We start from the raw sequence: 19,406 nt of genomic DNA, 5'->3' as shown, positions 1-19,406 counted from the left end.
GGTCGACGTGACGGGGGAGGCGCGCGGAGGGCGAGCAGCTGAGCGGGGAGCGGGCGAGAGGGAGCGGGCGAGCGGGGAGGGGCCCGCCCCCGTTCCGCGGGGGAACCCGGGGAACCGGTGTAACCCGGGAAACAGGAACGGGAGCGGGAGCGGGAGCGGGCCCCGGCACTCAGGACTTCAGGTACAGCCAGGCCAGCGAGACGGTCCCGTAGATCGGGTGGACGAACGCCCCGCCGACGTTGCTGCCGCGCAGCTGGTTGACCGTCGGGTAGGCGAACGGCAGCACCGGCAGGTCCTTCATCACGGTCTGCTCCAGCGCGTACAGCTCCTTGGCCTTGGCGCGGGGTTCGCCGATCTGGTTGATCCGGTCGATCTCCTTGTCGACCTCCGGGTTGCGGTAGCGCGCGGAGTTGATGTCGCTGCCGGCCCGGCCGTCGAAGGAGAACGGGACGAGGGTGGACGGGGTCGGCCAGTCGACCGAGCTGGTCTCCTCGAACAGGTCGTACGGGGAATCGGTGCGGTGCACCTCGTCCAGGAAGGCCTTGGGGTCTACCGGCTTGGGCACGACGGTGATCCCGGCCTTGCCGAAGCCCTCGACCAGCACCTGCGCGACGCGCTGCCCGGTCGGGGTGTTCCGGTACGCGTAGGTCAGGCTCCCGGGCGCCTGCTTGGCCTTGGCGAGCGCGGCCCTGGCGGCCTCCGGGTCGCCCTCGGGCCTGGCCGGGTAGAGGTCGTACTTCTGGTAGTCGATCAGCGCGGGGGAGCTCAGCGTGGTGGCCAGCTCGCCGGTCCGGGCGCCGCCCTGGACCTGGCGGGCCTGCTGGCGCGGGTAGGCCAGGTGCAGCGCCTTGCGGACCTCGACGTCGGGCACCCGCTCGTTGTTGATCATCAGCTGGGTGACGAAGGCGCCCTGCCGTCCGGAGACCACCAGTTCCTTGGCCTTCGGGTCGGTGTCGGTGGTCTGGTACAGCTCGGGGGAGAGGGTGTCGGAGGCGGTGGTGGCGTTGGCGCCGCCGTCCCGTCCGGAGAGGATCTCCTGGTTGAGGTTGAGCGCCTCCTTGCCGTACGTGAAGACGAACTTCTCCGGGTACTGGCTGCGGATCGGGTCCGTCTCGGGCTTCCAGGCCGGGTTGCGCTCCAGCACCATGCGGGTGTTCTGGACGTGCTCGACGATCCGGTACGGCCCGGTCGCGAACGGCAGCCGGTCGTAGTCCGTCCCGGTGTCCTTGTCCCGGCGCACCGGGGAGGAGGAGGACTGCGCGGCCATGTACGGGACGTCGGCCTGCGGCTGCGGGAAGTGGAAGACGATCGTGCGCTCGTCCGGCGTCTCGATCGCGTCCAGGTCGCCGGCCTGCGGGCCCGCGTACTTGGTGCGCGCCGCCTCGTAGCCGGCCTCGCCGGTGAGCCACTGCGGCCAGTACGGCGGGCCGACCTCGTAGCCCTTGCCGAAGGTGCGCTCGATGCCGTACTTGACGTCCTGGGCGGTGATCGGCTGCCCGTCCTCCCAGGCGACGCCCGGCTTGAGGCGGTACGTCCAGGTGCGGCCGCCGTCGGCCGGGGTGCCGGTGTCGGTGGCCAGGTCACCGACCAGCTTGGCCTTGCCGTCCACGACCTGGTACTGGGTCAGCTGGCGGCCCCAGAGCAGCGAGGCGTTGTAGGTGGCGCCCGCGTAGACCTTCTGCGGGTCGAGGTGGCGGAACTCCACGCTGTTGTACACGTTCACCGTGCCGCCCGCGCGGGCGCCCGGGACGGCCGGGGCCGGGCCGGCGCTCTCCTGCTCGCTGCCGAGCACGGCGGTCAGCGGGGAGGTCTCCTTGGCGGAGGCCCCGGCGGCGCCGCCGGAGCCGGTGGTGCTGCCCGCGCCGGCCGAGCAGGAGGTCGCCAGCAGGGCGGTGGCGATGACGGCGAGGGACGGTCTGGTCCAGCGCATGGCGAATCTCTCCTTGCCCCGGCGGATCGTGCCGGGGCGGGCTCGGGTTGATGGAAGGGAGGAGGCGAGGGGGTCAGCGGGCAGTGCGGGCGCGCGGGTCCAGCGCGTCCCGGACGGCGTCGCCGAGCAGGTTGAAGGCGATGACGAACAGCAGCAGCGCCACGCCGGGGAACACCATGTAGGTGGGGTCGGCCCGGAAGACCTCGGAGCCGCGCGCGATCATCCGCCCCCAGTCCGGGACCGGCTCGGTGATGCCGACGCCGAGGAAGGACAGCGCGGCCTCCGAGGCCACGAAGGTCGGCACCGCCATGGTGGCGTGCACCAGCAGCTGCGAGCGCACATTCGGCAGAAGTTCGTGGACGACGACATGGAACCGGCCGGCGCCCTGGGCCCGTGCGGACTGCACGAAATCCCTTTCCCGAAGTGAGCGGACGGTGGCCCGAAGGGAAAGTGCGAGCGGAATCCAGCCGAACGCCGAGAAAACCAGGATCAGCACCAGGAACTGCATCCACTCCGGTTCCGCGGTGCCCGGGTCGACCAAACGGGACTGGATCACCGGGCTGAGCGCGAGCAGCAGGAGCAGCGTGGGAAAGGCCAGCAGCACATTCGCGAGGAATCCGAACAGCCGGTCCGTGATCCCGCCCAGGTAGCCGACCGCGACGCCGGCCAGCACGCCCAGGGTGGTGGTCACCGCGGCGGCCGCGAAGGCGATCAGCAGCGAGGTGCGGATGCCGTACAGCAGCTGGGTGAACACGTCCCGGCCGAGGCCGGGCTCCAGGCCGAACCAGAAGTCGCCGGAGATCCCGCCGTTCGGCAGCATCGGCAGTCCGCTGTCGCTGAGCAGGCCCGGGGCGTTCTGGCCGTAGTGGTCGACCGGGTTCTTCCCGTACAGCGCGGCGACCAGCGGGGCGCCGAGGGCGAGCAGCAGGAACAGCACCACCACCGCCAGGGCGGCGGCGCCGACCCGGTCGCGCAGGATCCGGCGGAGCAGGCCGGGGTCGGCGGCGGGCGCGGGCCCGGCCGTGGTGCCTGGGACGGTGTCGACCGCTGCCATGAGGCGTAACCCCCGAATTCTCCGCCGCCCCATGGGTGAGGGTGCGCTGGTGTGCATTTCCGGTACGGCGTCCGGGGTTTTCCGGCGGCCGTTCGAGCGCCATTTGATCGGATGCGTCCGAGGTTCCGCAAATCACCTTCGGCGGTCGTTCGGGTCATTCCTGCGGAACTGTTTCGGGATATGTGGCGGCTTCATTTCGCCGAAACACCGGTGTTGCAAAAGAACGGACATAGCAGCACATAGCGGACTGCCTGTTCCGCATTCTGAGACCTCCGCCACAGTCCCTCCGGTGTTGGTACGATCCCGGTGGGCCGCAACTGGCGCGTAGGGATGGAATCAACCATCGGGAAGCGGCCCCGTGAATCCTCACGTGAACTTGCCGAGCGCCTGGGCCCCCGCATCCCCACCAGGAGACCGCCATGGCCCAGCAGCCCCACACCGCCGCCTCCGCCGCGGCCGACACCGCCTTCCGCAGCGCCCTCGACGTGGTCGCCGGCGTCGAACCCCGGATCGCCGCCGCCATCGGCCAGGAGCTGGCGGACCAGCGCGCCTCGCTCAAGCTGATCGCCAGCGAGAACTACGCCTCCCCGGCGGTCCTGCTCACCATGGGCAACTGGCTAAGCGACAAGTACGCCGAAGGCACCGTCGGCCGCCGCTTCTACGCGGGCTGCCGCAACGTCGACACCGTCGAGAGCATCGCCGCCGAGCACGCCCGCGAGCTGTTCGGCGCCGACCACGCCTACGTCCAGCCGCACTCCGGCATCGACGCCAACCTCACCGCCTTCTGGGCCGTCCTCTCCCAGCGGGTCGAGAGCCCGGCCCTGGAGCGCGCCGAGGTGCGCAACGTCAACGACCTCACCGAGGAGGAATGGGCGCGGCTGCGCCAGGAGCTCGGCAACCAGCGGATGCTCGGCATGTCCCTGGACACCGGCGGCCATCTCACGCACGGCTTCCGGCCCAACATCTCGGGCAAGATGTTCGAGCAGCGCAGCTACGGCACCGACCCGGCCACCGGCCTGATCGACTACGACGCGCTGCGCGAGACCGCCCGCGAGTTCCGCCCGCTGATCATCGTCGCCGGCTACTCCGCCTACCCGCGCCTGGTGAACTTCCGCAGGATGCGCGAGATCGCGGACGAGGTCGGCGCGACCCTCATGGTCGACATGGCGCACTTCGCCGGCCTGGTCGCGGGCAAGGTGCTGACCGGCGACCACGACCCGATCCCGCACGCCCACATCGTCACCACCACCACCCACAAGTCCCTGCGCGGCCCGCGCGGCGGCATGGTGCTGTGCCAGTCCGAACTGGCCGAGCACGTCGACCGCGGCTGCCCGCTGGTGCTCGGCGGCCCGCTCTCGCACGTCATGGCCGCCAAGGCGGTCGCCCTCGCCGAGGCCCGCCGCCCCGAGTTCCAGGCCTACGCCCGCGCCGTCGTCGCCAACGCCCAGGCGCTCGCCGAGGGCCTGCTGCGCCGCGGCGGCAAGCTGGTCACCGGCGGCACCGACAACCACCTGGTCCTCGCCGACGTCTCCGGCTACGGCCTGACCGGCCGCCAGGCCGAGGCGGCCCTGCTCGACTCGGGCATCGTCACCAACCGCAACTCCGTCCCGCTGGACCCGAACGGGGCCTGGTACACCTCGGGCGTCCGCCTCGGCACCCCGGCCCTCACCACCCGCGGTCTCGGCACCGCGGAGATGGACGAGATCGCCGACCTGGTCCACACCGTCCTGAGTGCCACCACCCCCACCACCACGGCCAAGGGCTCCCCGTCCAAGGCCGCCTACAGCCTGGACGCCGGCCTCCGCGACGCCACCGCCAAGCGCGCGGCCGACCTGCTCGCCCCGTACCCGCTCTACCCGGGCGTCGACCTGGTCTGACGGCGGACGGCAGACGGCGGACGGCTGACGGCGAACAGATGACAGATTTCGAAATCTGTCATCTGTTCGCTGAAAGTTGTCAGCCGTCAGCCGTCAGCCGTCAGCCGTCAGCTGTCGGCCGGCCTCCGGCCCCGCCCGGTCCCCACCTCACCGGGCGCGGGCGGCGGCCCGGTGCGGCTAGTACTGCAGAGACTTGTACTGGAGGAACTCCTCCAGCCCGTGGCGGCCCAGCTCCCGGCCGAGGCCCGAGTTCTTGTAGCCGCCGAAGGGCGCGAGCGGGTTGAAGCGGCCGCCGTTGAGGTCCACCTGGCCGGTGTCGAGGCGGCGGGCGAAGGCGGCGGCGGTGTCGGTGTCGCGGGCCCAGACGCCGCCGCCCAGGCCGTACGGGGTGCCGTTGGCGAGTTCGGCGGCGTGGTCCTCGTCGCGATAGCGGAGTATCGCCAGGACCGGGCCGAAGACCTCCTCCTGGGCCACCGTCATCTCCGGGGTCACGTCGGCGAGCACGGTCGGGTGGACGTAGTAGCCGGTGGGCAGCTCGGCGACGGGCTCCGAGCCGCCGACGACGAGCCGGGCGCCCTCGGCCAGCGCGCCGTCGATGTAGCCGCGCACCCGGTCCAGCTGCCTGGCGTTGACCAGCGGGCCGATCCGGGTCCGGGGGTCGCTCGGGTCGCCCGGCCGGTACTGGGCGGCCAGCTCCTCGGCCCGGGCGACCGCCTCGTCGTACTGGTCCTCGTGCACCAGCAGCCGGGTCAGCGCGCTGCAGGTCTGGCCCGAGTTGGCGAAGACGTTGGCGACGTTCGCCTTGACCGCGCGGGCCAGGTCGGCGCCCGGCAGCACCACGTTGGCGGACTTGCCGCCCAGTTCCAGGGAGACCCGCTTCAGCCCGCGGCCGGCCGTCTCGGCGATCTGCCGGCCGACGGCGGTGGAGCCGGTGAAGGAGACCAGGTCCACTTCCCGGTGCCCGACGAGTGCCGCGCCCGCGACCGCGCCGGTGCCGGTCACCAGGTGGAAGGTGCCGGCCGGGAAGCCGGCTTCGTGCACCAGCCGGGCGAACAGCCGGGCCACCAGCGGGGTGTCCTCGGCCGGCTTGAGGACCACCGGGCAGCCGGCCGCCAGCGCCGGGACGGCCTTGGCCACGATCTGGTGCAACGGGTAGTTCCAGGGCGTGATCGCCGCGACCACGCCGGCCGGCTCGGCGTGCACCACCGAGTTGCCGATCCGCTCCTCGAAGGGGTGCTCGGCGAGCAGGGTCAGGTAGGAGGTCGCCACGGCGAGCGGCAGCCCGGCGTGCACGGCCCCGGCGAAGCCGACCGGCGAGCCCAGCTCGGCGACGACGGTCTCGGTGATCTCGTTCTGCGCGGCGGCGATCCCGTCCCGCAGCCGGGTCAGCAGGGCCAGCCGCTCCTCGCGGGTGGTGGAGCCCCAGCTCCGGGCCGCCCGGCGGGCCGCCGTCACCGCCGCGTCGACGTCGGCCGGACCGCCGGCCGGCACCGTGGCCAGTACCTGTTCGGTCGCCGGGTTCAGCACGGTGATCGATCCGGTGTCACCGGAGGGCCGCCACTCGCCGTCGATGTACTGGTCGCCGTGCTCCGGGTACTGCGCGTACTGCCGCACCGATCGTCCTCTCGTCCACTCAGCCGACCCTCGACCAGCAGCGCTGGTCGGAGGTCAGTCAATGCGGCGCGGACGGCCGCGCGCAAGAGTCAATCCCGACCGGCGGACGTGACGGTTACTTCGGGGCGAACCGCGCGGTGTACTCGTCGAACGGCTCGATGCCCACTTCGGCGCGCCGCTCGTCCAGCCGCTCGGGCTCCTCGCACGGCCACGGCACCGGGCGGCCGTCCGTCACCGCGCCGATCTGCGTCCCGTAGCGCTGCTCCCGGCCCTCGTTGACCGCCAGACGGTCCTGGAGGAAGGCCAGGTCGCGGGCGCTGGCTTCGCCCCTGGCGACGGCCCCGCCCATCAGGGCCACCGCCCGCCGCTGGACATCGAGCTGCCGGTCCGCGTGCTGCGCCACCAGCCAGGCCGCCCGGGCGGCCTCGGGGCCGACGGTGCGCTCGGTCGGCCAGCCGTGCGCCGCCATGATCTCCGCGAGCCGGTCCCCGTGCCGGGCGGTGAGCCGGCGCCAGGCCGCCTGATCGGCCAGGTCGGGGCTGTTCGCCAGCCGGGCGGCCGCGCCGTCCTCGGTCATCATCCCGGTCAGCTCCCGCACGAGGGCCGGATCCTGACCGTACTGCTGTGCTTCCGTCACGTCGACGACGCTCCCTACCCGGGCCCTCGCGTCGAGGACCGCCCGCGACCACGCTAGGCGCGGAAACCGCGACGAAGATCATCCCCGAAGACGGTGACCCGGGGGTGCCCGCCACGGCAGGATGGACGTACACCGGGAACGAAGCGCACCGGGAACGGAGCGCACCGCGCACGGTCCCCGCGCACGCCGAAGGGCCGGTCGGAGGATTCCGACCGGCCCTTCACCGTGAGTTCACGCGCTCAGGCGCCTCAGACCCGCGAGGGCTCCGCGGCGTCGTCCGGCGCGGCGCTCCGGGCCTCCTCGGCCATCTCCTGGCGGACCGCGGCCAGCGAGGGGTTGGCCCAGGCGCTGGCGACGCCCCAGTGGTAGAACGCCAGCCCGATCGCGGCGACGATCAGCAGGTCCCAGCCCTCCGGCAGGTAGTCGTGCCCGCCGAAGTCGGCGCTGCCCGCCCAGGAGACGCCGGCCATCACGAACAGGTACGCGACCATCCAGGCGCCCGCCTTCAGGTGCGGCTTCAGCTCGGCGAACGGCTTGCGCAGCTCGTACCAGGCCCAGATCGGCAGACCGGCGGCCATCAGCAGGATGACCTTGCCGGTGAGCGGCCAGCGGGCCCAGTAGAGCACCAGCGAGCCGAACACCATCGCGACCGGAGCGATCACCGGCATGGCGCGCAGCCGGACCGGCCGGGGCAGGTCCGGGGCCAGGCGGCGCAGCGCCATCACGGCGACCGGGCCGGTGATGTACGAGATCACGGTGGCCACCGAGACGATCTCGGCCAGCGAGCCCCAGCCGCGGAAGACCGCGAGGAACAGGAAGGCGACCACCAGGTTGAGCACCAGCGCCGGACGCGGGATGCCGGTCTTGGCGTCGACCTTGCCGAAGATCTTGGGCAGGTGGCCGTTCTCCTGCACGCCGTGGATCATGCGCGAGGTGGTGGCGGCGTAGATCATGCCGGTGCCGGAGGGCGAGATGAAGGCGTCCGCGTACAGCGTGATCGCCAGCCAGTTCAGGCCCCAGGCGATGGCCAGGTCGGCCAGCGGCGAGGTGTAGGAGAGGTTGCTCCAGCCGTTCGCCAGGTCGCCGCCGGGGATGGCGCCGAGGAAGGCGATCTGCAGCGCGACGTAGATCACCAGGGCGATCAGGATCGAGCCGATGACGGCCTTCGGCAGCGACTTGCCCGGGTTGCGGGCCTCGCCGGCCAGGTTGAGCGGGGACTGGAAGCCGTTGAAGGCCCAGACGATGCCGGAGACCGCGACGGCGGTGAACACCGAGCTCCAGCCGTTCGGCGCGAAGCCGCCGTGGTCGGTGAAGTGGGCGGTGTCGAAGTGCGCGAAGAGCAGCGCACCGGCGGTCACCGTCGGGACGACGACCTTGAAGACGGTGATCGCGGTGTTGGTCTTGGCGAACAGCGTGATCGCGAACCAGTTGAGGGCGAAGTAGACGAGCAGCAGCACGCTGGCCAGCGCCACTCCGCTGAGGGTCAGCTCCTTGCCGTCGAACAACCCCTGTGCCCAGCCGAAGTGCCAGGAGCTCATGTACTGCACGGAGGCGGTGGCCTCACCCGGGATGACCGAGACGATGGCGATCCAGTTGGCCCAGGCGGCCAGGTAGCCGGCCAGCGACCCGTGCGAGTACTGGCCGTACCGGACCATGCCGCCGGCCTTGGGGAACATCGAGCCCAGCTCGCTGTAGGTGAGCGCGATGGTCAGCGCCACCGCGGCACCGATCACCCAGGCGAGGATCGAGGCGGGTCCGGCGAGCTTGGCGGCCCGCTCGGCACCGAACAGCCACCCGGAGCCGATGATCGACCCCAGCCCGACCGCGGTCAGGCTGATCGTGCCGAGCGATCGGCGGTAGTTCTGGTGTGATGCCGTCGACGATTCGGGCTCACTCAACGTATCGGTCCTCTCGCTCGTGGTTCATCGGGTGGTGTCGGTGTTTTTGCGATTTTGAGTCGGTATTTCGGACAAACGGAGAGCAGCCTATGTTCCGAAAACGGGCGAATACCTCAGAGGAAGCTCAAACCGTCCGATTGTTGCCATCTCGTGTCCGGCGTCCGGGCCGGTGCGGACCGGCGAGGAGACCGGGGCCACAGTGCCCGGAAGGGGTGGTGGCCGGGGATGGCGACCGGGGCCGGCCCGGGAAAGGGGCGGCCCGAAAAACGAAATTCCCCGTGGGTGCCTTTCGGCTCCCACGGGGAATTCGGCTGTGTCCGAGGGGGGACTTGAACCCCCACGCCCGATAAAGGGCACTAGCACCTCAAGCTAGCGCGTCTGCCATTCCGCCACCCGGACCGGGTGTGTGCTTCGGGGGTTTTTTTCTCGCCCCCTCGGCGACAGAGAGAACATTACCAGGGTTCTGGAGTGCTTCTCACCTGCGCTTCCTCGGGGCGGGGCCACCGGACATCCTGGTCCGAGGCCCGTCCGGCCCCCGCGGGCCGCAACGCCAGGGCCGTACCGGGCCCGCGGCGAGCCCTGAGCCTGCCCGGAGTGCGGCCCGTACCGCCCGCACACGGCCCGGAGCGCGGCCCGCACAGGTTGGTACGGCCTGGGAACGCGCTCGAATCCGGCCCGAACCGGTGGCGTCCGCGAAGGAATCGGTCGACTCCCGCACCGGCCGCGGTCGGTTGCGGCCGGAACCGGTCCGACACGGGCAACTTGTCGACGGTGCCACGGCCGCCGCGACGGCTCTCGTAGCGTCTGTGGACCGAGGGCGCCATGAAGCGGATCGCCTGATTCCCGGGTCGCGGACGAAGGGCGGCTGGACGTGGAGCAGATCAGCGGAGCGGCGAAGGCCGAACCGAGACGCGACAGGCGGATGGAGGGCCGGGGCGGGGCCACGGTCTCCGGAGGTCCCGCCGAGGGCGTGTGGCGCTTCCCGGTGCCCGCCACCGAGGCCTCGGTGCCGCTCACCCGGCACGCGGTGCGGGACCGTCTGCTGGCCCAGGGCATGGCCGGGGTGCGCTACCAGGAGCTGGTGGACGACCTGCTGCTGATCGTGTCGGAGCTGGTGAGCAACGCGGTGACGCACGCCGCCGACCTGTCCCCCGAGGTGGTCACCGAGCTGTCGGTGCGCCGGGCCTCGGTGCGGGTGTCGGTCGAGGACGGCGATCCGTACCGGCCGAAGGCGCTGGAGAACGACACCGCGAGCACCGGCGGGCGCGGCCTGCTGCTGGTGAAGAGCGTCACCCTGCAGGCCGGCGGGGTGTGCGACGTCGAACACACGGGGGAGGGCGGCAAGGTCATCTGGGCCTCGCTGCCCGTCCCCCCGGAGCCCGGCCACTGACCGGCCGGGCCGATGACCGGGCCGACGGCCGGGTTGGCCGGAGCGGCCGGAGCGGTCGGGCCAGGACTACCAGTCCCGCCCGGCGATCTCCCGGATGCCCGGCAGCGCGGCCTCGAAGACCGTCTCGAACCAGACCGAGAACGGCCGCTCCGCCCGCAGCTCCCGCAGCTCCTGCGCGGTCACGAAGGCGAAGTCGTCCACCTCCTCCGGGGTCGGCTCGACCGGCGCGGTGACCAGTCCCACGAACAGGTGGTTCCACTCCCGCTCGATCAGCCCGGAGGCCTCGTCCGGCAGGTCGTAGCGGACGGTGCCCGCCTCGCACAGCAGCGCCGGCGCGACGCCCAGCTCCTCGGCGGTGCGCCGGGCGGCGGCGACGAACGGCGGCTCGTCCGGGTACGGGTGGCCGCAGCAGGTGTTCGACCAGACGCCGGGGGAGTGGTACTTGCCGAGCGCCCGGCGCTGGAGCAGCAGCCGGCCCTGGCGGTCGAACAGGAAGACGGAGAAGGCCCGGTGCAGGCGGCCCGGCTGCTGGTGGGCCCAGAGCTTCTCGCCGGTGCCGATCGTGACGCCCTCGTCGTCGACCAGTTCCAGCAGGATCTCGGCTCCGGCCGGGGCGGATCCGGTGGCCCTGGGGTCGACCGTGACATCGGTCTCCACGTCGAGACCGGTGTCGATCTCGGCGGCGAAGTGCGTCGGGTCGGTCGGCAGACTCTGGGGCATGGGGCCTCTTTCGGGAGCGGGAGCAACGGGAGCATCGGGTGTCTCCGACGCACCGGGTGGAGTGCGGCGGACACAGCAGGGGCACCGGCGCCGGCGTCGGGCCCCAGTCTGCCGTATGGGTGGCACTCGCCAGGGGTCCCACGCACAACCGGACGGATCATGACCCGGAGGAATCGGAAACCTGCCAGAGAAGGATCCGGGACGCCCCCGAAAGGGGCACGGAATTCGCAGAACCGTTCGCCGCGCGTTCGGAGCCTGTTCGACCGGCCCGGCGGAGCCGGTGCGGACCCCGGGCCGCTCCGCCGTCACCCGGGCCTCTCCGCCGCCGCCCCGGGCTGCTCCGCCGCCGCCCCGGCCGCCGTTCCGCCTGCCGTTCCGGCCGCCGTCGTGCCCGCCTGCCGCCCCGCCCGCAGCCCCGGTCCCGCCGCCCCGTCGGCCGCCCCGGGCCCCCGGGCGCGTTCTGGCCGGTCGCCCCGGTCGCCTACCATCACATACGACACGGTGCCCGGATCTGTGCCGGCACCGGCGCGCCGCCGCCCGCCCCGGTCGAACGCCGGTCCGGGCGAACCGGTGGCGCCGCCGACCTCCGGCACAGATCCGCGCACAGCACGACGGATCAGGAGACCCGCATGATCGGCCTCGTTCTGGCAGCCGGCGCCGGCCGCCGGCTGCGCCCGTACACCGACACCCTGCCCAAGGCTCTGGTGCCGGTCGACGGGGAGCGGACCGTCCTGGACCTCACGCTCGGCAACTTCGCCGAGGTCGGACTGCGCGAGGCCGCGATCGTCGTCGGCTACCGCAAGGAGGCGGTGTACGACCGCAAGGACGCCCTGGAGAACAAGTACGGCGTCAAGCTCCACCTGGTCGAGAACGACAAGGCCGAGGAGTGGAACAACGCCTACTCGCTGTGGTGCGCCCGCGAGCTGTTCGCCGAGGGCCTGCTGCTCGCCAACGGCGACACCGTCCACCCGGTCTCCGTCCAGCGGACCATGCTGGAGGGCAACCGGCGGCTGACCGAGTCCGGTACCGCCCCCGGCATCCTGCTCGCCCTCGACACGGTGAAGAAGCTCGCCGACGAGGAGATGAAGGTGATCGTCGACCCGGCCACGGGCATGCGCCGCATCACCAAGCTGATGGAGCCGGCCGAGGCGACCGGCGAGTACATCGGCGTCACGGTGATCAACCCGTCCGCCGCCGCCGACCTGACCGACGCGCTGCGCGCCACCTACGAGCGCGACCCGCAGCTGTACTACGAGGACGGCTACCAGGAGATGGTGAACCGAGGCCTGCGGATCGACGTGCAGCCGATCGGCGAGGTCTCCTGGGTCGAGGTCGACAACCACGACGACCTGGCGAAGGCGCGGGAGATCGCGTGCCGGTACTGACCCGACTGGTTCCGTCGCCGCTGTTCGTCGAGATCCGCCCGGGCGCGCTGGACGCGCTCGGCGGCATCCTCGCGGACCAGCGGCTGTCGGCCTCGGGCCGGATCGCGGTCGCGATCAGCAACGGCTCCGGCTCGGCCATGCGCCGTCGCCTGGAGCCGGCCCTGCCCGGAGCCGACTGGTACAACGTGGACGACGGCAGCCTGGACAGCGCGGTGCGGCTGGCCGAGGCGATGCGCGGCGGGCACTACGACGCGATCGTGGGCCTCGGCGGCGGCAAGATCATCGACGCCGCCAAGTACGCCGCGGCCCGGGTCGGCCTGCCGCTGGTCGCGGTCGCCACCAACCTGGCCCACGACGGCATCTGCTCGCCGGTCTCCACCCTGGACAACGACGCCGGGCGCGGCTCCTACGGGGTGCCCAGCCCGATCGGCATCGTGGTCGACCTGGACGTGATCCGGCAGGCCCCGCCGCGCTTCGTGGCGGCCGGAGTGGGCGACGTCGTCTCCAACATCTCCGCGTGCGCGGACTGGGAGCTGTCGCACGCGGTGACCGGTGAGCCGGTGGACGGACTGGCCGTGGCGATGGCCCGCTCGGCGGGCGAGAACCTGCTGCGGCACCCGGGCGGCATCCAGGACCAGGACCTCCTGACGGCGCTCGCCGAGGCCCTGGTACTGTCCGGCATCGCGATGAACATCGCGGGCAGCACCCGGCCCTCGTCGGGTGCCTGCCACGAGATCTCGCATGCCCTGGACGTGCTGTATCCCAAGCGGTCCGCCCAGCACGGCGAGCAGGTCGGCCTCGGCGCCGCCTTCGCCAGCTTCCTGCGGGGCGAGCGCGAGCTGACCGGTCTGATCGTGGAGCGCCTGGCGAGCCACGGACTGCCGGTGACCGCCGCTCAGATCGGCTTCACCGAGGCGGAGTTCACCGAAGCGGTGCACTACGCTCCGAACACCCGACCGGGGCGCTTCACCATCCTCGAACACCTCGACCTCTCCCCTTCCGCAATCAGGGACGCGTACGCCGACTATGTCCAAGCCGTCAACAGCTGACCCCTCCACCGCGGGAGCCCAACGGCCCCCGGTGGACCTGAGCCGCAGGCCCTCGATCGAGGAACTGCGCGCGGTGATCCACCCGGAGGGCATGCTCCAGCGCCGCAGCGCCGAGCACTGGGCCGGACGCCTGTACATGCGGAAGATCTCGCTGCGGATCACCCGCGTGCTCTCCACCATGACGGCGATCACGCCCAACGGCCTGACGTACCTGATGATGTTCACCGGCATCCTGGCCGGTGCCGCGCTGGTCGTGCCGGGCATCGCGGGCGCCGTCCTGGGCGCCCTGCTGATCCAGGTCTACCTGCTGCTGGACTGCGTGGACGGCGAGGTGGCCCGCTGGCGCCGGCAGACCTCGCTCACCGGGGTCTACCTGGACCGGGTCGGCCACTACATGTCCGAGGCGGCCCTGCTGACCGGCCTCGGCCTGCGCGCCACCGACCTGCTGCACCGCGAGGGCGCCGGGTCGCACTGGGAGTGGGCCTTCCTCGGCACCCTGGCCGCGCTCGGCGCGATCCTGATCAAGTCCGAGACCGACCTGGTGGACGTGGCCCGGGCGCGCAGCGGCATGACGGCCGTCGAGGACAGTGCCTCTGTGCCGCGGTCCTCCTCCGTCGCCAGGGCCCGCCGGGCGGCCTCCTTCCTGAAGTTCCACCGCCTGGTCGGCGCGGTCGAGGCCTCGCTGTTCGTCCTGGCCGCCGGCGTCGCGGACGCCGTGCACGGCGGACTCCTCTTCACCCGGCTCGCGGTGGTCGTCCTGGCGGCGATCGCGATGCTCCAGACCGTGCTGCACCTGCTGAGCATCGTCCTCTCCAGCAGGCTGCGATGAACGGGACCACCGCGGAGAACTTCCGCCTCGGCGCCGTGATCATCACCATGGGCAACCGGCCGGCCGAGCTGAACGCCCTGATCGAGGCCGTCCGCGCCCAGGAGGGCCCGGCGGTCGAACTGGCCGTGGTCGGCCAGGGCGTGAAGCTGCCCCCGCTGCCGGAGGACGTGCGCAGCGTCGAGCTGCCGGAGAACCTGGGCATCCCGGGCGGGCGCAACGTCGGCATCGAGCTGTTCGGCCGGAACGGGGCGGACGTCGACGCGGTCCTCTTCCTGGACGACGACGGGAACCTGCCGCGCACCGACTCGGCCCGCCTGCTGCGCGAGGCCTTCACCGCCGACCCGGAGCTGGGCATCGTCGCCTTCCGGATCGCGGATCCGGACACCGGGGTCACCCAGCGCCGCCACGTCCCCCGGCTGCGCGCCAGCGACCCGCTGCGCTCGTCCCGGGTGACGACCTTCCTCGGCGGCGCGAGCGCGGTGCGCTGCAAGGTGTTCGAGCAGGCCGGGCAGCTGCCCGCCGAGTTCTTCTACGCCCACGAGGAGACCGACCTCGCGTGGCGCGCGCTGGACGCCGGCTGGGCCATCGACTACCGGGCGGACGTGGTGCTGCACCACCCCACGACCTCTCCGGCCCGCCACGCGACGTACTTCCACAACGTGGCCCGCAACCGGGTCTGGCTCGCGAGGCGGAACCTTCCGGCCCTGTTGGTGCCTCTCTATCCGGGAACCTGGTTCCTGCTGACCCTGGCCCGCCGCCCCTCCCCGGAGGCGCTGAAGGCCTGGTGGGGCGGGTTCCGGGCGGGCTGGCGCGAACCCTGCGGTCCGCGGCGGCCCATGCGGTGGCGTACCGTCTGGCGACTGACCAGGCTGGGCCGACCACCGATCATCTGATCGCATCCGATGGCATCCGCATCGAATGCCCGATCGCTGCGGCCGGTGCCCACACACCGGCCGGCTCCCCCGAGATCCCAGTGGATCCCCATCGGTGCACCGGCGGACCTCGCCGACCGGCCGCCCCGACCGATCCCGCGTGAAGGACGAATGTGTCGACAGTGAGTGAACCCGTCAGCCTCTCGGCCCCCAGAGGGGTGGACGCGGGCCTGACCCCCAAGCAGCTTGCGGACAAGTACGGTCTGGCGGTCAGCGGTGCCCGTCCCGGCCTGTTCGCCTACTCCAAGCAGCTCTGGGCCCGGCGCCACTTCATCTGGGCCTTCGCCACCGCCCGCCTGGTGGCCCAGTACACCAACGCCAAGCTCGGCCAGCTGTGGCAGGTGGTGACCCCGCTGCTCAACTGCGCGGTGTTCTACCTGGTCTTCGGCGTGATCCTGGCGAGCAAGCAGGGCTTCCCGGACAACACCTACATCGCCTGGCTCTGCATCGGCGTCTTCGTCTTCCAGTTCACCCAGAACGCGGTGCAGGCCGGCACCCGGGCGATCTCCGACAACCTCGGGCTGATCCGGGCGCTGCACTTCCCCCGGGCCAGCCTCCCGATCGCCTTCACCGTGATCCAGCTCCAGCAGCTGCTGATCTCCATGGTCGTCCTGGTCGTCACCGTGCTCGCCGCCGGCATCACCCCGGGCCGGACCTGGCTGCTGATCATCCCGGCGCTGCTCCTGCAGACGCTCTTCAACACCGGCATCTCGCTGGTGATGGCCCGGATCGGCTCCCGGACCAGCGACATCTCCCAGCTGATCCCGTTCGTGATGCGCGCCTGGATGTTCCTGTCCGGTGTGATGTTCAGCATCCAGGACAAGATCACCCACTGGCCGCACTACATCCAGACGCTGATGTCGCTCAACCCGGCGTCGATCTACATGGACCTGCTGCGGCACGCCTTCGCGCCGGTCATCTACAACCCGCACCAGCCGGTGCACCAGGCCCTCCCGCCGCACCAGTGGGCGTACGGCCTCGCCTGGGGCGTGGGCATGTTCGTCGTCGGATACGTCTTCTTCTGGAAGGCCGAAGAGGAGTACGGCCGTGGCTGACATCGACCTGAGCACGAGCGACACCGTCCCGGACACGGACGTGGCCCGCGAGCCCACCGTCGTCGTCGACGACGTGCACATCGTCTACAAGGTGCACGGCGCCGGCTCCGGCAAGGGCAGCGCCACCTCGGCGCTGAGCCGCATCATCAGCCGCAAGCGCGCCTCCGGCGTGCGCGAGGTGCACGCGGTCAAGGGCGTCAGCTTCACCGCGTACAAGGGTGAGGCGATCGGCCTGATCGGCTCCAACGGCTCCGGCAAGTCGACCATGCTGGCCGCCATCGCGGGCCTGCTGCCGACCGAGAAGGGCGGCATCTACACCAACGGCCAGCCCTCGCTGCTGGGCGTCAACGCCGCGCTGATGAACGAGCTCACCGGTGAGCGCAACGTCATCCTCGGCTGCCTGGCGATGGGCATGACCCCGGCCCAGGTGAAGGCGCGCTACCAGGACATCGTCGACTTCTCCGGCATCAACGACAAGGGCGACTTCATCTCCCTGCCGATGCGCACCTACTCCTCCGGCATGGGCGCCCGGCTGCGCTTCTCGATCGCGGCCGCGAAGACCCACGACGTGCTGCTGATTGACGAGGCCCTCGCCACCGGCGACCAGGCCTTCCAGCAGCGCAGCAAGCGCCGGATCGACGAGCTGCGCAAGTCCGCCGGTACGGTCTTCCTGGTCAGCCACGACAACAACTCGATCCGCGAGGTCTGCGAGCGGACCATATGGATCGAGGCCGGCGAGCTGGTCATGGACGGACCCACCGAGGAGGTCGTCAGCCGCTACGAGCGCGGCGACCGACCGTAGTCTCCGTCACACCCCAGGGGCCGGTTCCGGAACTTCCGGAGCCGGCCCTTCACCGTGCCCGCGGCCCGGTCCGTACGCCCCGCGGCCCCGGTCGGCCCGCCGCCGCGGGGGTGAGCGCGTGGTGCCCGGGGCGGGGCGCTCTTTTCCGCCGGGCCCCGGCGTGCCAGCCTGGTGGTCCCGGGGGCGGTGTGCCGTGCGTGGCCCCCGCGCTCGGACGCGTGTCCGAGTCGGGCCGGTCGTGCCACGCGGTGTAGAACGGGGGAGTGACAGCAGTGTCGGCTTCGGCCCAGCCCAGAGATACGCCGGTGAACGGTTCCGCAGGACAGACCCTGAACAAGGCGGGCGCGGAGAACTTCCCCGTGGCCCCCTTCTTCCTTCCCGCGGCCTGGCGCGACGACCTGATGGCGGTGTACGGCTTCGCCCGCCTGGTCGACGACGCCGGCGACGGCGACCTGGCCGACCCGGCCGCCGCCGCCCGCCTGCTCGGGGTCGAGCAGCCGTCCCCCGCCACCCCTTCGGCCCAGCCCGGCCCGCCGACCCCGCAGGAGACCGCCTTCCGGCTCGCCCTGCTCGACGGACTGGAGCGGGACCTCGACCGGGTCTTCGAGACCGCGCTGCGCACCGCCGGCGGCTCCGGGACCGGCGCCGACCGGCCCCGCCACCCGCTGCTGGACGCGCTCGTCCCGCTGGTCGACCGGCACGGCCTGACCCCCGAGCCGTTCCGCCGTCTGATCGAGGCCAACCGGGTGGACCAGACCACCGCCCGCTACGCGACCTTCGACGACCTGCTCGGCTACTGCACCCTCTCCGCCGACCCGGTCGGCCGCCTCGTGCTGGCCATCGCCGGCGTCTCCACCCCCGAGCGGATCGAGCTCTCGGACGCCGTGTGCAGCGGCCTCCAGGTCGTCGAGCACATCCAGGACGTGGCCGAGGACCTCGCCCACGGCCGGATCTACCTGCCCGCCGAGGACCTGGCCCGCTTCGGCGTCACCGAGGCGGACCTGGCCGCCCCCTCCGCCGACGGCGCGGTGCGCGAGCTGATCGCCTTCGAGGTCGAGCGGGCCCGCACCCTGCTCGACCGCGGCGCACCATTGGTAGGTACGGTTCGGGGGAGGCTTCGACTGCTCCTGGCGGGATTCACCGCAGGCGGCTACGCGGCCCTGGCGGCCGTCGAGGACGCCGGGTACGACGTGCTCGCCCAGCAGGCGAAGCCTGACAAGCGCCGCCTCGCAGCGAAGGCGGCGGCCATCTTCGCGAAGGGAAGGTGAACGCCCGAGTGGCGGTATCACCACTGGCGTCGGCCCAGGTCATGGCGGCGTACCGGTACTGCGAGGCAGTCACCGGACTGCAGGCGCGCAACTTCAGCTACGGCATCCGGCTCCTGCCCGAACCCAAGCGGCTGGCCATGTCGGCCCTGTACGCCCTGGCCCGCCGGGTGGACGACATCGGAGACGGCGACCTCCCGGACGACCGCAAGGCCGAGGCGCTGCTGCGCACCCGGGAACTGGTGGACGAGGTCCGCTCCGGGGTCGTCGCCGAGGACGACACCGACCCGATCAAGGTCGCCCTGGCCGACGCGGCCCGGCGCTTCCCGATCCCGCTCGGCGGCTTCGACGAGCTGATCGACGGCGTCGAGATGGACCTCAAGGGCGCCGAGTACCAGACCTACGAGGAGCTGAAGGTCTACTGCCGCTGCGTGGCGGGCGCGATCGGGCGGCTCTCGCTGGGCGTCTACGGCTGCGACGACCCGGCCCTCGGGGCGCGCTACGCGGACACCCTGGGCCTGGCGCTGCAGCTCACCAACATCCTGCGCGACCTGCGCGAGGACGCCCTGAACGGCCGCACCTACCTGCCCGCCGAGGACCTGGTCCGGTTCGGCTGCGAGCAGGGCTTCGCCCTGCCGGAGCCGCCGGTCGGCGCGGACTTCACCGGCCTGGTGGCCTTCGAGGCCGCCCGAGCCCAGGCGGCCTTCGAGGAGGGCCTGCGGCTGCTGCCGATGCTCGACCGCCGCAGCCGCGCCTGCACCGCCGCGATGGCCGGGATCTACCACCGGCTGCTCGGCCGGATCGCCACCGACCCGGAATCGGTGCTGCGCGGGCGGGTCTCCCTGCCGGGCTGGGAGAAGGCGTACGTGGCGCTTTCCGGGCTCGCCGGGGGGCGTTCTTGATTCTCACACCAGTTCTGTCACGCTGTGTCAGCGTGGAATCACGTGCGGGTAGATCCGTGCCGACCGG

16 protein-coding genes, 1 tRNA gene and 1 riboswitch are annotated in these 19,406 nt (G+C 71.9%); of the genes, 10 read left to right on the top strand and 7 right to left on the bottom strand.

From position 1 onward, the window contains the following. Nucleotides 1-169: 169 nt before the first annotated feature. Both ACWGJO_RS03835 and ACWGJO_RS03830 read right to left on the bottom strand, forming a co-directional pair. Nucleotides 170-1,930, bottom strand: coding sequence for an ABC transporter substrate-binding protein (locus tag ACWGJO_RS03835; RefSeq protein WP_452181988.1), 1,761 nt, complete (start codon nucleotides 1,928-1,930; stop codon nucleotides 170-172). A gap of 73 nt (nucleotides 1,931-2,003) precedes the next feature. Then, entirely contained in the window at nucleotides 2,004-2,984 is a 981-nt protein-coding gene (locus tag ACWGJO_RS03830) for an ABC transporter permease (protein WP_452181987.1), read from the bottom strand. Between the two features lie 303 nt (nucleotides 2,985-3,287). Next, nucleotides 3,288-3,384, top strand: a riboswitch (ZMP/ZTP riboswitch). A gap of 19 nt (nucleotides 3,385-3,403) precedes the next feature. On the opposite strand from ACWGJO_RS03830, the gene ACWGJO_RS03825 reads away from it, so the two are divergent. Further along, nucleotides 3,404-4,861 carry a glycine hydroxymethyltransferase gene (locus ACWGJO_RS03825; RefSeq protein WP_452181986.1) on the top strand — a complete coding sequence of 486 codons (1,458 nt, stop codon included), beginning with the start codon at nucleotides 3,404-3,406 and terminating at the stop codon, nucleotides 4,859-4,861. 177 nt (nucleotides 4,862-5,038) lie between these two features. Here ACWGJO_RS03825 and ACWGJO_RS03820 read toward each other — a convergent pair whose 3' ends face one another. The 4 genes from ACWGJO_RS03820 to ACWGJO_RS03805 form a co-directional block, all read right to left on the bottom strand. Continuing rightward, the gene (locus ACWGJO_RS03820; protein WP_452181985.1) at nucleotides 5,039-6,475 is read right to left on the bottom strand and encodes an aldehyde dehydrogenase family protein; all 1,437 of its coding nucleotides are present in this window, start codon (nucleotides 6,473-6,475) and stop codon (nucleotides 5,039-5,041) included. A gap of 115 nt (nucleotides 6,476-6,590) precedes the next feature. Then, nucleotides 6,591-7,055: a DUF6624 domain-containing protein gene (locus ACWGJO_RS03815; protein WP_452182025.1), complete on the bottom strand. Its 465-nt coding sequence runs from the start codon at nucleotides 7,053-7,055 to the stop codon at nucleotides 6,591-6,593. A 305-nt stretch (nucleotides 7,056-7,360) separates the two neighbouring features. Further along, nucleotides 7,361-9,010, bottom strand: a complete 1,650-nt coding sequence (locus tag ACWGJO_RS03810) for an APC family permease (RefSeq protein ID WP_452181984.1) — start codon at nucleotides 9,008-9,010, stop codon at nucleotides 7,361-7,363. A 314-nt stretch (nucleotides 9,011-9,324) separates the two neighbouring features. Continuing rightward, nucleotides 9,325-9,409 (bottom strand) — tRNA-Leu (locus ACWGJO_RS03805). Between the two features lie 523 nt (nucleotides 9,410-9,932). Here ACWGJO_RS03805 and ACWGJO_RS03800 point away from each other — a divergent pair. Next, a complete protein-coding gene (locus ACWGJO_RS03800; protein ID WP_452182024.1) occupies nucleotides 9,933-10,400 on the top strand; it encodes an ATP-binding protein in 468 nt (155 codons plus the stop codon). Between the two features lie 66 nt (nucleotides 10,401-10,466). Here the strand turns inward: ACWGJO_RS03800 and idi are convergent, their stop codons facing one another. Beyond that, on the bottom strand, nucleotides 10,467-11,120 hold the full coding sequence (gene idi, locus ACWGJO_RS03795; RefSeq protein WP_387685241.1) for an isopentenyl-diphosphate Delta-isomerase: 654 nt from the start codon (nucleotides 11,118-11,120) through the stop codon (nucleotides 10,467-10,469). A 629-nt stretch (nucleotides 11,121-11,749) separates the two neighbouring features. On the opposite strand from idi, the gene ACWGJO_RS03790 reads away from it, so the two are divergent. The 8 genes from ACWGJO_RS03790 to hpnD all read left to right on the top strand — a co-directional run bounded on the left by ACWGJO_RS03790 (nucleotide 11,750) and on the right by hpnD (nucleotide 19,339). Beyond that, on the top strand, nucleotides 11,750-12,505 hold the full coding sequence (locus ACWGJO_RS03790) for a phosphocholine cytidylyltransferase family protein (RefSeq protein ID WP_359901623.1): 756 nt from the start codon (nucleotides 11,750-11,752) through the stop codon (nucleotides 12,503-12,505). Next, the gene (locus ACWGJO_RS03785) at nucleotides 12,493-13,554 is read left to right on the top strand and encodes an iron-containing alcohol dehydrogenase family protein (RefSeq protein ID WP_452181983.1); all 1,062 of its coding nucleotides are present in this window, start codon (nucleotides 12,493-12,495) and stop codon (nucleotides 13,552-13,554) included. Before ACWGJO_RS03790 ends, ACWGJO_RS03785 begins: the two co-directional genes overlap by 13 nt. Before the next feature lie 91 nt (nucleotides 13,555-13,645). Continuing rightward, nucleotides 13,646-14,383: a CDP-alcohol phosphatidyltransferase family protein gene (locus tag ACWGJO_RS03780; protein ID WP_359901747.1), complete on the top strand. Its 738-nt coding sequence runs from the start codon at nucleotides 13,646-13,648 to the stop codon at nucleotides 14,381-14,383. Next, on the top strand, nucleotides 14,380-15,276 hold the full coding sequence (locus ACWGJO_RS03775; RefSeq protein ID WP_452181982.1) for a glycosyltransferase family 2 protein: 897 nt from the start codon (nucleotides 14,380-14,382) through the stop codon (nucleotides 15,274-15,276). Before ACWGJO_RS03780 ends, ACWGJO_RS03775 begins: the two co-directional genes overlap by 4 nt. Nucleotides 15,277-15,428: 152 nt before the next feature. Beyond that, nucleotides 15,429-16,370: an ABC transporter permease gene (locus tag ACWGJO_RS03770; RefSeq protein WP_380348796.1), complete on the top strand. Its 942-nt coding sequence runs from the start codon at nucleotides 15,429-15,431 to the stop codon at nucleotides 16,368-16,370. Continuing rightward, the gene (locus tag ACWGJO_RS03765) at nucleotides 16,363-17,172 is read left to right on the top strand and encodes an ABC transporter ATP-binding protein (RefSeq protein ID WP_452181981.1); all 810 of its coding nucleotides are present in this window, start codon (nucleotides 16,363-16,365) and stop codon (nucleotides 17,170-17,172) included. Before ACWGJO_RS03770 ends, ACWGJO_RS03765 begins: the two co-directional genes overlap by 8 nt. Nucleotides 17,173-17,477: 305 nt before the next feature. Then, nucleotides 17,478-18,440, top strand: coding sequence for a squalene synthase HpnC (gene hpnC / locus ACWGJO_RS03760; RefSeq protein WP_452181980.1), 963 nt, complete (start codon nucleotides 17,478-17,480; stop codon nucleotides 18,438-18,440). A gap of 41 nt (nucleotides 18,441-18,481) precedes the next feature. Then, nucleotides 18,482-19,339 (top strand): presqualene diphosphate synthase HpnD, encoded by an 858-nt coding sequence (gene hpnD / locus ACWGJO_RS03755; protein WP_452182023.1) that lies wholly within the window; start codon nucleotides 18,482-18,484, stop codon nucleotides 19,337-19,339. The last annotated feature ends 67 nt before the right edge of the window (nucleotides 19,340-19,406 follow it).

The sequence above is a fragment of the Kitasatospora sp. NPDC054795 genome (genome assembly GCF_053611565.1).
This window is presented reverse-complemented; position numbering and strand designations above follow the sequence as displayed.

Excerpts from the sequence above, each read along its gene's own strand:
- ACWGJO_RS03800 (WP_452182024.1), top strand. The coding sequence starts at position 9,933 with ATGGAGGGCCGGGGCGGGGCCACGGTCTCCGGAGGTCCCGCCGAGGGC.
- ACWGJO_RS03825 (WP_452181986.1), top strand. The coding sequence starts at position 3,404 with ATGGCCCAGCAGCCCCACACCGCCGCCTCCGCCGCGGCCGACACCGCC.
- idi (WP_387685241.1), bottom strand. The coding sequence starts at position 11,120 with ATGCCCCAGAGTCTGCCGACCGACCCGACGCACTTCGCCGCCGAGATC.
- ACWGJO_RS03815 (WP_452182025.1), bottom strand. The coding sequence starts at position 7,055 with ATGATGACCGAGGACGGCGCGGCCGCCCGGCTGGCGAACAGCCCCGAC.
- hpnD (WP_452182023.1), top strand. The coding sequence starts at position 18,482 with ATGGCGGCGTACCGGTACTGCGAGGCAGTCACCGGACTGCAGGCGCGC.
- ACWGJO_RS03835 (WP_452181988.1), bottom strand. The coding sequence starts at position 1,930 with ATGCGCTGGACCAGACCGTCCCTCGCCGTCATCGCCACCGCCCTGCTG.
- ACWGJO_RS03830 (WP_452181987.1), bottom strand. The coding sequence starts at position 2,984 with ATGGCAGCGGTCGACACCGTCCCAGGCACCACGGCCGGGCCCGCGCCC.
- ACWGJO_RS03790 (WP_359901623.1), top strand. The coding sequence starts at position 11,750 with ATGATCGGCCTCGTTCTGGCAGCCGGCGCCGGCCGCCGGCTGCGCCCG.
- ACWGJO_RS03780 (WP_359901747.1), top strand. The coding sequence starts at position 13,646 with ATGCTCCAGCGCCGCAGCGCCGAGCACTGGGCCGGACGCCTGTACATG.
- ACWGJO_RS03775 (WP_452181982.1), top strand. The coding sequence starts at position 14,380 with ATGAACGGGACCACCGCGGAGAACTTCCGCCTCGGCGCCGTGATCATC.